This is a genomic window from Porphyromonas sp. CAG:1061 (assembly GCF_000435035.1).
In the GTDB taxonomy this organism is placed as follows: Bacteria; Bacteroidota; Bacteroidia; order Bacteroidales; family Porphyromonadaceae; genus Porphyromonas_A; species Porphyromonas_A somerae.
Genome location: NZ_HF988925.1, coordinates 19,139 through 30,896 on the forward strand (window position 1 = coordinate 19,139; position 11,758 = coordinate 30,896).

At 47.9% G+C, this 11,758-nt stretch carries 10 protein-coding genes and 1 pseudogene; 10 read left to right on the plus strand and 1 reads right to left on the minus strand.

Annotated features, from left to right (window positions below):
* Nucleotides 1-34: 34 nt before the first annotated feature.
* Entirely contained in the window at nt 35-1,432 is a 1,398-nt protein-coding gene (locus QVO39_RS06180; RefSeq protein WP_021903459.1) for a trigger factor, read from the minus strand.
* Nucleotides 1,433-1,612: 180 nt separating this feature from the next.
* Here QVO39_RS06180 and QVO39_RS06185 point away from each other — a divergent pair, with 180 nt between their 5' ends.
* The 10 genes and pseudogenes from QVO39_RS06185 to QVO39_RS06230 all read left to right on the plus strand — a co-directional run.
* Nucleotides 1,613-1,933, plus strand: coding sequence for a DUF4298 domain-containing protein (locus tag QVO39_RS06185; RefSeq protein ID WP_021903460.1), 321 nt, complete (start codon nt 1,613-1,615; stop codon nt 1,931-1,933).
* Nucleotides 1,934-1,963: 30 nt separating this feature from the next.
* Entirely contained in the window at nt 1,964-3,592 is a 1,629-nt protein-coding gene (locus QVO39_RS06190) for a fumarate hydratase (RefSeq protein ID WP_021903461.1), read from the plus strand.
* Nucleotides 3,593-3,703: 111 nt separating this feature from the next.
* Entirely contained in the window at nt 3,704-4,315 is a 612-nt protein-coding gene (locus QVO39_RS06195) for a nitroreductase family protein (RefSeq protein ID WP_021903462.1), read from the plus strand.
* 177 nt (nt 4,316-4,492) lie between these two features.
* The gene (locus QVO39_RS06200) at nt 4,493-5,128 is read left to right on the plus strand and encodes a DUF4294 domain-containing protein (RefSeq protein WP_018028134.1); all 636 of its coding nucleotides are present in this window, start codon (nt 4,493-4,495) and stop codon (nt 5,126-5,128) included.
* 160 nt (nt 5,129-5,288) lie between these two features.
* Nucleotides 5,289-6,491, plus strand: coding sequence for a methionine gamma-lyase (megL, locus tag QVO39_RS06205; protein WP_021903463.1), 1,203 nt, complete (start codon nt 5,289-5,291; stop codon nt 6,489-6,491).
* A 175-nt stretch (nt 6,492-6,666) separates the two neighbouring features.
* Nucleotides 6,667-7,869 carry a carboxynorspermidine decarboxylase gene (nspC, locus tag QVO39_RS06210; RefSeq protein WP_021903464.1) on the plus strand — a complete coding sequence of 401 codons (1,203 nt, stop codon included), beginning with the start codon at nt 6,667-6,669 and terminating at the stop codon, nt 7,867-7,869.
* A 56-nt stretch (nt 7,870-7,925) separates the two neighbouring features.
* Nucleotides 7,926-8,879, plus strand: coding sequence for a signal recognition particle-docking protein FtsY (gene ftsY, locus QVO39_RS06215; protein WP_018028670.1), 954 nt, complete (start codon nt 7,926-7,928; stop codon nt 8,877-8,879).
* Entirely contained in the window at nt 8,879-10,174 is a 1,296-nt protein-coding gene (gene rimO / locus QVO39_RS06220; protein WP_021903465.1) for a 30S ribosomal protein S12 methylthiotransferase RimO, read from the plus strand. The genes ftsY and rimO overlap by 1 nt, the downstream gene beginning before the upstream one ends.
* Nucleotides 10,171-11,343, plus strand: coding sequence for a LysM peptidoglycan-binding domain-containing protein (locus tag QVO39_RS06225; RefSeq protein WP_021903466.1), 1,173 nt, complete (start codon nt 10,171-10,173; stop codon nt 11,341-11,343). Before rimO ends, QVO39_RS06225 begins: the two co-directional genes overlap by 4 nt.
* Nucleotides 11,343-11,758: pseudogene (locus QVO39_RS06230) on the plus strand (GH92 family glycosyl hydrolase); the annotation flags it as partial. The gene QVO39_RS06225 and the pseudogene QVO39_RS06230, both read left to right, overlap by 1 nt.

The following is an 11,758-nucleotide window of genomic DNA, read 5'->3' on the forward strand; positions in this document are numbered from 1 at the left end:
TCGACCCCGCTATTATGAAATCGCTTGTGAGGAATTACTTCTCCTCTTCGGCAGTTGCTGTCTCCTCCTCCTGCTTAGGATTGAGAATCTCATGCAGCTCCTCTGCATTTACCTGCTTAGTCTCTAGCTTTACCTTATCGAGCATTGCTTTACCTACCTTTTGCTCTAGAATGTTCATCTCAATAGAGTAGGCGAAGTTGCTATCGCTTAGCTGTTGCTCAGCGTACTTAGCCACGATCTCGTGATCGGGATTGTGCCAACCCATCTGGGCAAACTGGCTACGGATCATCTCATAAGCAAAGCCCTTGATGTCCTCGTCGCTAACCTTTAGCTCTTCACGATTGGCGAGCTCTCTCACGTACATTTCGCGCTTCAGGCTAGAGATAAGAGCCTCCTTATCTACCTTTTCGGCCTTCTCCTCCTCGTCGTTTCTCTTGAGGTTGTCGGTGTACCACTCTACAATCAGGTCGTCGGCTAGCTGTAGCTTTGGTGCTTTCTCCTCCTTCACATACTCCATAAAGTCTTGTGTGAACTTGTACTCAGCATTGCCATTCTCAGAGCTTTGCATAAACTCCTTTAGCTTGGTCTTGGCCTCCTCCTCATTGTGTACCTTATCCTCACCAAAGACAGCGTCAAAGAACTTCTGATCAAGTTCTGCTGGTACCATGTGGCGAATGGTCTCGATTTGGAAGCTAAACTCCTTATCCTTCAGCTCCTCAACATGATCCTTCTCTATGCCGAGTAGGCTAGTGAGCTCAGCTGCATTGCCCTCGAATGCCTTGTAGGGGTTGAATACCACTACAGAGCCCTTGCCTGCATCAATGAACTTCTTTTGCTCCTCTTCGTCCTTCATGAACTGAGGATAGATGGTTACATTCTCCTTGAGGATACCACCCTCCTTGCGAGTGTCACCCTCGATCTCTGCGATATCACCACCTACAATGGCATCGGCCACTACGGTATCGGTCTCTTGGAGGTCGGCATTGGCTTTCTGCATCTCCTCCAACCTCGTTGCTACCTCTTCGTCGGTAATAGTTACCTCGTACTTAGTGAAAGTCTTATCGTCGAAATTAAAATCGTACTCACTTGGATAAAGAGCTAGCTTGAAGTAGAGCGTCATATCATCCTTGGTCATCTCCTCGGTATTGCTCTCCTCAGGAATCGCCCAACCAATAACCTTGAACTCCTTTTCCTTGATGAAGCCATCTACTAGGTCACCTACAAGGTGGTTGATTGCTTCCAAGCGAACTCCTTCGCCAAACATCTTCTCAATCATCCCCACAGGTGCCTTACCAGCTCTAAAGCCTTTGATATTGGCACCCTGAGCTACCTTCTTTAGCTCTTTCTTATAGGCCTCTTGGTAGTTGTCTTTCTCAACATCTACTTGAAGTCTTACAAATCCCTCCTTTTGCTCTACTATTGAGATATTCATTACTCCTTAGTCTTGTTATATAGTTGATTATTTATTCTCCAAACAATTATCGGCAAATATACCTCTTTTTCGTCACATACTGATGCTGTACCCTCCTATTTTATCTATAACTATAAGTGATTACCTAACTTTTGGTATCTTTGATGAGTAGAATAGGGAGGGATTAAATATACAAGGCTTATGAAAGAGGTGATAAATAGGGTTGCCCAAATGGAAGAGGCTACCAATCGTATGAATGCGGCTAATGAGGCTTTGCAAGCAACTTTGGAGGAGTGGCGTAAAGCTCGAACCGCCTTTCAGAAGGTACACAAATATTACTACAGTCAGGAGTGGAGAGATGATGTGGAGCTGAGCAATCAGGGTAAGCTCCCTAGTGACTTGCCACAGGGGGTCCTCTCCGAAGATTGGATTTATGATGTGATGGGCTCCAATCACTTTCTAGCATTGGAGCTGATTGATGCAGCGATGAAGCTAGAGCTGTATAGAGAAGATGAGCAATAATTTAAAACATATAACTAATTGAGAAGAAGTATGGCAGAGAAAGAGTTTCATTATCAGGAAATGTTCCCACTTGGTAAGGAGAAGACAGAATACTATTTACTGACCGATAAATATGTAAGTACGGCTGAGTTTGAGGGTAAAAGCATCCTCAAGGTGGAGTACGAAGGCATCCGCCAGATGGCGCGGCAAGCTTTTCACGATGTTAGTTTCTACCTCCGCCCCGATCATCAGCGTATGGTGCAGAAGGTACTTACCGACCCAGAGTCGTCTGACAATGATAAGTTCGTTGCCCTTACTTTTTTGAGAAATGCTGAGGTAAGTGCCAAGGGACTGCTTCCTTTCTGCCAGGATACTGGTACCGCGATCGTATTAGGTAAAAAGGGACAAAGAGTGTGGACCGACTTTACCGATGAGGAGGCTATCTCTCACGGTATCTACGATACTTATACGGAGGACAATCTGAGGTACTCTCAGAATGCACCATTGAGTATGTATGAGGAGGTGAATACCAAGACCAACCTCCCAGCACAGATCGACCTACTCGCTGTGGAAGGCGATGAGTACAAGTTCCTCTGCGTGGCAAAGGGTGGGGGATCGGCCAATAAGACCTATCTCTATCAAGAGACGAAGGCGATCCTTAACCCCGAGACACTGGTGCCCTTCTTGGTGGAGAAGATGAAGACCCTCGGTACAGCTGCTTGTCCTCCCTATCACCTTGCCTTTGTGATTGGTGGAACTTCGGCCGAGACCAACCTTAAGACGGTAAAGCTGGCAAGTACCAAGTACTACGATGAGCTGCCAACGACAGGTAATGAGTATGGTAGAGCTTTCCGCGACCTAGAGCTAGAGCAACTGCTGCTGGAGGAGGCACATAAGATTGGCCTTGGAGCTCAGTTTGGTGGTAAGTACTTTGCTCACGACGTGCGTGTCGTTAGGTTGCCCCGACATGGTGCCTCTGTGCCAGTTGGAATGGGTGTAAGTTGTTCGGCCGACCGCAATATCAAGGCTAAGATCAATAAAGAGGGAATTTGGATTGAAAAACTAGAGACCAATCCTGCTAGCCTCATCCCAGAGGAGTATCGTGAGGGCTTTGAGGGCGAATCGGTCAAAGTGGATCTCAATAGACCTATGAGCGAGATATTGGCACAGCTCGATCAGTATCCTGTCTCCACCCGCCTATCACTGAGCGGTACGATTATCGTAGGACGCGATATTGCACACGCCAAGCTCAAGGAGCGTATCGATAAGGGAGAGGGCTTGCCACAGTATATCAAGGATCACCCTATCTACTACGCTGGTCCTGCCAAAACCCCTAAGGGTATGGCCTCAGGTTCATTTGGCCCTACCACTGCTGGTCGTATGGATCCTTATGTGGATCTCTTCCAGAGCCACGGCGGTAGTATGATTATGATTGCCAAGGGTAATCGTAGCCAGCAGGTGACCGATGCGTGTCACAAGTATGGAGGCTTCTACCTCGGAAGTATCGGAGGTCCAGCTGCTATCTTGGCACAGAATAGCATCAAAAAGGTAGAGGTGCTAGAGTACCCTGAGCTAGGAATGGAGGCGATTTGGAAGATTGAAGTAGAGGACTTCCCAGCCTTTATCTTGGTTGATAATAAGGGCAATGACTTCTTTAAGCAATTGAAGCCTAGGAAGTAATAGCATAAAAGTGTCAGGGAGAGAGGTGCACTTTGCCACCCCTCTCCCTTATTTTGTCCAACAAGTGCCCCGTACTGAGGTTGGACCTGTTTCATGATAAGAATAAATAGAATGACTAATTTGGATAACGTAAAGAGATTATTGAATCAGCGCCATAGCCACTATCAATTGGCTAGTGAGTGGGTGTCGCCACAAGCTGAGGTGGAGCAGATGCTCAAGGAGGTTTTGGCACTCATCCCTTCTCACTTCAATTCACAAGGTGTCCGAATGGTACTGCTCACTGGTGAGGCTCATAAGCAGCACTGGCAGCTGATAGAGAAGGTATTGATTCAGAATATTGGCGAGGAGGCTTATAATAGTGGTACCCGTGATAAGATCCATACCGCTTTTATGAGTGGAGTAGGGACCGTCCTTTTCTTTGATGAAGAGGAGACTACCAAGCAACTAATGAAGCAGTTTCCACTCTATGCCCACAACTTTCCTAAGTGGGCAGAGCAGGTGCAAGGGTCGCACCAATTGGCTGTGTGGCTTGGATTGGTAGGACTTGGATTTGGCGCTAGCCTTCAGCACTATATCGGGATGGACGATGATGCCATTCGCAATCAGGTAGGAGCCCCTCAGAACTGGCGTCTATTAGCCCAAATGCCTTTTGGTAAAGCACTAGATGAGCCAGGACCCAAGGAAAAGTTGCCTGTGGAGCAATTGCTCAAGGTGCTTGACTAGTTTCTATTAATTGGCACCCAATTGATGAGCCCCCTCACACTAATTTATAGATGTGAGGGGGATTTTTATGGTTAAGAAATGCTTAATGTGTAATAAATAAAGCTAAGAGCCCTATTTATAGGTAGTGTATCTTGCTTTTTAGATTACCTTTGTGTGCATTAAAAAAGAGAGCGTATTATGTTGGGCAAAATGATACATACACTTAGTCGGTTCAAGGTGCCATTATTATTGTGGTTCCTTGTGGGGGGGCGTCTCTCAATTTTCGCTCAGGATGACAAGATCCCACCTCCATTGGCCGAGGGCTATTTAGTCCCTGCTACAATATTTGAGGGGGATACTATTGCCAATTTCGCTCTGCCGGTAGTGCATATATTCAAGCCACTCAGACTAAATACACGTGAGCAGCAGCTTGCCTATCGGCGGTTGGTACGTGATGTAAAGAAAGCGCTCCCCTATGCCAAACTGGTCTCCGCTACGTTGATGGAGACCTATGACTATCTCGAAACGCTACCGACAGAACGAGAGAAGCGAAGGCATATCAAGCAGATGGAGAAGGACCTCCTCAAGGAGTTTACACCCCAACTCAAGAAGCTGACGCTCAATCAAGGAAAGTTGTTGATCAAGCTGATAGGGCGGGAAACAGGGTCTAGTAGTTATGGACTAATTGATGCCTACCTAGGTCGCTTTTCCGCAGGTTTTTGGAACACAATGGCGGGAGCCTTCGGTGCCTCACTTAAGACCGACTACGATCCCGAGGGTAAGGACGCCCTAATTGAGCGGGTCTGTGTGATGGTTGAGCGTGGCTATATCTAAGCCATCTATCGGCTGACACATTGAAGCTTGATCCGCCGTGTCGGATATCAGGTGGTGCCCAAATTAGTTTTGTGAACACACTTCTTTATGGTGGTATGATAGCTATTTTTTAGTACATTTGTGGGAACACAATTCAAAACCTATAATAATGTACTAACTTATGAATCAAGAAGACCAGAAAACAACTGCTTACGGCTTTGATACCAAAGCCATTCATGGGGTGCCTCAGAAAAATCCATTCGGCACGCTCGCTACTCCTATTTACCAAACTTCCACCTACGTTTTTGATAGTGCTGAGCAGGGTGGTGCTCGCTTTGCTCTTGAGGAGCCTGGCTACATCTATAGCCGATTGGGCAATCCTACTTGCACTCGGGTAGAGGAGAAGCTCGCCCTTTTGGAGGGGGCCGAGGCTGCCATCTCCTGTGCTTCGGGAATGGGTGCTATCACCTCCGCCCTTTGGGTGCTGCTACAGCAGGGGGATCATATGGTGGCACACAAGACGCTCTATGGATGTACTTATGCCTACTTCTCTCACGGTCTCAGTCGTTATGGCATCGAGGTGACCTTTGTGGATATGACCAATCCCGAGGAGCTTCGGAAGGCGATCCGACCCAATACCAAGGTGGTTTACTTTGAGAGTCCAGCCAATCCTACTATGGATATGGTGGATATTGAGCAGATCGCAAAGATTGCCCACGAGCATGAAGGGATCACAGTGGTGGCCGATAATACCTATTGTACGCCTTACCTCTGCCGACCCATTGAGTATGGAGTAGATGTGGTGGTTCACTCTGCCACAAAGTACCTCAATGGCCACGGTGATGTGATCGCGGGGTTTGTAGTGGGAAGTGCAGAGTATATCACCCAAGTAAGGTTGCTAGGAGTGAAGGACCTCACAGGCGCCTGTCTAGGCCCACTCGAGTCGTTCCTCATTGAGCGAGGTATGAAGACCCTCTCCCTCCGTATGGATCGCCACTCTAGTAATGCACAGAAGGTGGCGGAGTTTTTGGAAGCACACCCCAAGGTGGAGAGTGTTCAGTACCCTGGTCTAGCTAGTTTTAAGTACAAGGCGATTGCCGATAAATATATGCGTCTCCCTGGTGGCATGATCTCTTTTGAAGTCAAAGGGGGCAAACCAGCCGGACAAAAGCTGATCAATTCATGCCAACTTTGCTCTATTGCAGTGAGTCTAGGAGATACCGAGACCCTTATTCAGCACCCTGCCAGTATGACCCACTCACCCTACACTGAGGAGGAGTGTGCCGCAGCTGGAATCTCGCAAGGACTAGTTCGCCTCTCCGTAGGTCTAGAGTCTGTTGAGGATATCATTGCCGACCTTAAGCAAGCACTCGACCAACTCTAATTTGGACTGATAAGGCCCGAACTGTATGTATAACCCCTTGTGGATCGGACAAGTTGAGCTTGTCTGACCCACAAGGGGTTGAATAATTTACTCATTACTCGCAAACCCTCACTCTTTAGGCTCTATCCCCAACTTTTTTGGTATCTTTGGCTATTAAATGGCGTAATGAAGTAATATGGGTAGGCAGTTTGACTTTCGGAGCAAAGCGATGGTGGGGAGTGATCCTCATCAATATTTTCCACAGCAGTTATCCACACCTGCTTATGTGCAAGTGGAGGCTCAGCTGAGGGCCAACTTAGAGCGTATCCAGCAGGTTGCGGAGCGAGCTGGTGTGGAGATTATCTTGGCCTTTAAGGCGTATGCTCTATGGAAGTTATTCCCTATCTTTAGAGAGTATATCTCGGCTTCTACTGCTAGTTCATTGGCTGAGGCACGAATGGGTAGGGACAAGATGGGTAGCCTCACGCATACCTATGCCCCCGTTTATAAATCTGAGGAATTTGAGGAGATTATGGAGTGTAGCACCCATATTGTCTTTAACTCCTTATCGCAATTTGAGCGGTACTACCCTAGGGTGCAGGGCTATCAAGGTCACCCGATAGAGTGTGGTATTCGAATCAACCCCGAGTATAGCGAGGTGGGTACAGAGCTCTACAATCCAGCTGCTCCAGGTAGCCGTATGGGAACGATTGTGTCGCAGATTCCTGAGAAACTTCCTCGGGGCTTGGTGGGTATTCATATCCATACGCACTGTGAGAGCAATTCCTATCAATTGGAGCGGTCACTCAAGGTAATAGAGGAGAAGTGTGACCATCTATTGAAGCAGGCAAAGTGGCTCAATCTAGGAGGTGGCCACTTGATGACGCATCAGGAGTATGATGTGGAGCACTTGATCGGGCTTTTGCTCAGCTTTAAGGCTAAGTATCCGCATCTCCATATTATCTTGGAGCCAGGGAGTGCTTTTGCTTGGGAGACTGGCTACTTAGTTGCCACGATTGAGGATATTGTGGAGAATCATGGTATAAGAACACTGATGATGGATGCCTCTTTTACCTGCCATATGCCTGATTGTCTTGAGATGCCTTACCAGCCACGTGTGAGGGGTGCAGAGATGGCACCCACGGCTACCCATACGCACCAATATCGTATCGGAGGTAATAGCTGTCTGAGTGGCGATGTGATGGGCGATTGGTACTTTGCTAATGAACCCAAGGTGGGAGACCTCCTCATCTTTGAGGATATGCTGCACTACACCAGTGTTAAGACTACGATGTTTAATGGCATTAAGCACCCTTCTATCTGTGTGGAGCGATTGGATGGGCAGCTAGAAGTGCTAAGAGAATATGGGGTGGAGGATTATTTGAGTAGAATGGATTAACCGAGGGTATCGTTGCCCTTTTTGAGGGCTTTGGATACTTATATTTGGAGAAGATAATGGCTTTTTTTGGACTGTTTTCGAAGGAGAAAAAGGAGACGCTGGATAGTGGATTGGAGAAGACCAAATCCTCTTTCTTTGGGAAGCTCTCTAGAAGTGTGGTCGGAAAGACCAAGGTGGATGATGAGGTACTCGATGAGCTGGAGATGACGCTGGTGAGCAGTGATGTAGGGGTGCCTACCACGCTCAAAATCATCAAGCGGATTGAGGAGCGTGTAGCTAGAGATAAGTATGTGGGGACTGGTGAGCTACAGCAAATCTTGCGTAGTGAAGTGGCTGCTATGTTGGAAGAGAATAATACCAGTGATGGTACCGACTTCTCCATCAAAGAGCAGGAAAAGCCCTACGTGATACTGGTAGTGGGGGTTAATGGTGTGGGCAAAACGACCACCATTGGCAAGCTCGCCTATCAATTCAAGAGCTCAGGATATAAAGTAGTGCTCGGGGCTGCCGATACCTTTAGAGCGGCAGCGGTAGACCAATTGGTGATATGGGGTGAGAGAGTAGGTGTGCCTGTCATCAAGCAGGAGATGGGGAGTGACCCAGCTTCGGTTGCTTATGATACGGTGGCTCATGCCAAGGCACAAGGTGCCGATGTGGTGCTGATTGATACCGCTGGTAGGCTACACAATAAGGTGGGGCTGATGAATGAGCTGACCAAAATCAAGAATGTGATGAAGAAGGTATTGCCCGAAGCTCCGCAGGAGGTGCTGTTGGTTTTGGATGGCTCTACGGGGCAGAATGCCTTTGAGCAGGCGAAGGAATTTACCGCTGCTACTGATGTAACCGCTCTAGCTGTGACGAAACTCGACGGAACCGCAAAGGGTGGCGTGGTTCTTGGAATTTCTGACCAATTTAAGATCCCTGTGAAGTACATCGGTCTGGGTGAGCAGATGACCGACCTACAGTTATTTAATAAGCAGGAATTTGTGGATTCTTTATTTGGCGAGTAGTGAAGAAGAATAGAGTAGATGTGATCACCATGGGGTGCTCCAAGAATCTGGTTGATTCGGAGCATCTGATGAAGCAATTTGCTAGCTATGGCTACCAAGTGGTTCATGATGCCGAGATTCCTGAAGGGGAGATTGTTGTGATCAATACTTGTGGCTTTATAGAGAGTGCACGGGAGGAGTCGATCAATGCAATTCTGCAATTGGTAGAGGGGAAAAAGGAGGGGCGGATCGGCAAGCTATTTGTAATGGGCTGTCTGAGTGAACGGTATATGGAGGAGCTTCAGGCGGAGATCCCAGAGGTGGATAGGTTTTATGGTAAATTTAATTGGAAGGAGTTGTTGGCTGATATTGGAAAGGCATACCACACCACTCCAGCCGATTTGAGGCTCCTATCAACTCCCGACCATTATGCCTACCTCAAGATTGCTGAGGGGTGCGACCGTACTTGTGCCTACTGCTCTATTCCACTGATGACGGGAAGGTACCAATCTCGGCAGATGGAGGAGATTCTTCAGGAGGCTAAGAGCCTTGCCACACAAGGGGTGAAGGAGCTTCAGTTGATTGCTCAGGATCTGACCTATTATGGGATAGACCTCTACAAAGAAGCAAAACTACCACAATTGGTGAGGGAGCTCTGTAAGATTGATGGCATTGAGTGGGTGCGACTACACTACGCTTACCCCAATCACTTCCCAATGGAACTGCTAGATGTGATTAGGGAGGAGCCGAAGGTGTGCAAATACTTAGATATCGCCTTACAGCACATCAATGATGAGGTGCTGAGCTCTATGCGACGCTTTGTGACGAGGGAGGAGACGCTAGCACTTATCTCGACTATTAGGGAGCGGGTGCCAGGTATTTATTTGCGGACCACTTTGATGGTGGGGCACCCTGGGGAGAGTGAGGAGGCCTTTGAGGAGTTGATGGACTTTGTGCGAACAGTCCGCTTTGAGCGAATGGGTGCCTTTAGCTACTCTCACGAGGAGGGGACCTATGCTTATCAGCATTATGAAGATGAAATCCCTGCCGAGGTAAAGCAAGAGCGACTGAATTGCTTGATGGCGCTCCAAGAGGAGATTGCTTTTGAGAAGGCGGAGGAATTGGTGGGTACCACTCAGAAAGTGATCATTGATCGGGCTTCGGAGGGCTACTATATTGGACGTAGCCAGTACGATTCACCAGATGTGGACCCCGAGGTGTTAGTAGTGACGGATGAGGAACTGACCATTGGGAACTTCTATGATGTGGAGATTGTAGAAGCAGATGGCTTTGATACCATTGGGAGATTGCTATGAGTGATAAAAGCGATATCTTGAGGCAGGCGCAGGCCCTTATGCAGGCGAGGTTGGTGGAGCAAAGTGACCTCGTGTTGCCATGCATTGGCCTATTTAGAGCTCGGTTTTGCGAAGAGTACATTTTGACCGAGGAACGAGGTCGGATGTTGATGCCTCCACATATCGCTTTGGAGTTTATTCCCGCTGAATACCTATTGGAGGCACAGCGTTATACTCAGTTGGATTATGATGCACCTACTTCATATGTAACGCAAGAGTTTATTGAGTCATTAGCCCTGCTTCACAACTTAGATGAGGAGGAGGTCTCTAGAGCTCTTGCTGCTGAGATAAAAGTGTTCCTTGATGGCTTGTTTAGGGGGCGAAGAGTCTCTCTATTTAGTCTAGGTGATTTCTATGTGACGGAGGAGGTTGAGGGGGTATTGTTGTTGAACTTTGTCCCTTCTAGTACGATTCTAGAGCTACTTAATCAACCTTTTTCTGTCTACAAGCCTACGTTGCTTCGGGAGAGCGTCCAATTTCCAGAGCTTCAAACAACCTCTACGGTAGCTGAGGGGGCGACTGTGGCTCAATTTGCCATTACTGATAGTATCACCGCTAGTGAAGAGCCAGAGAAGCCGGAGGTTATTGAGCAACCAATCCAAGCAGAGTCTGTGCCGGTTGAGGCGACCCCAGTTGCTCCTCCAAAGAAAAAATCCCGCAACACTGCCCCAACCCTTTGGATCTCCTTGGCAGTGGTGGCACTACTCGCATTAGTCGTGTGGTGGCTAGCCCCTAAGTCTCCAGCACCTCTGCCCGAGGAGAGTAAGCAGGTGGCTGTGGTGAAAGATACTATTCCAGTGGCGAAAGATACCCTTATACTCACGCCAGAGAACCCTATTGCAATAGATACCATTCAGGTAAGTAGGGGAGGCTCCTTGGCGCAGATTGCTCGTCGGTATTACGGCAATGTCTATTACTGGGTCTATATCTATATGGCGAATAAAGATAGTATCCCTGACCCGAATAACCTGCGTTATGGGCAGACTCTGATGGTTCCTTCGCTTGAATGCTACGATCTCAGAAAGGATTCCCTTGAGGCTGTTCAGGAGGCGAAAGCGTGGGAGACCATTATCCAAAATCGAAAGTTTGAATCTTACAGAGAGCAAAGAGCTACAATCTCATTACCATGATGCGAAAAATACTTTTTTTATGCCTTGTCGGTGTGGCTAGCTTATTGAATTTGAATGCCCAAGTACAGCCTGTTGATCATGTTGAAGTGCTGATGGGCACAATGTCGACCTATGAGCTTTCGTCGGGCAATACCTATCCCGCCATAGCTCGGCCGTGGGGGATGAACTTTTGGACTCCTCAGACGGGGAAGAATGGCGATGGTTGGCAGTATACCTATACCGCTAATAAGATTCAGGGTTTTAAGCAGACGCACCAGCCAAGCCCATGGATGAACGACTACGGGCAATTTGCTATTATGCCGGTGTCAGGTGAATTGCATGTGAAGGAGGCGGAGCGGGCGAGTTGGTTTTCGCACAAAGCGGAAGTGGCGAAGCCATATTATTATAGTGTCTACTTGGCCGACCATGATACCGA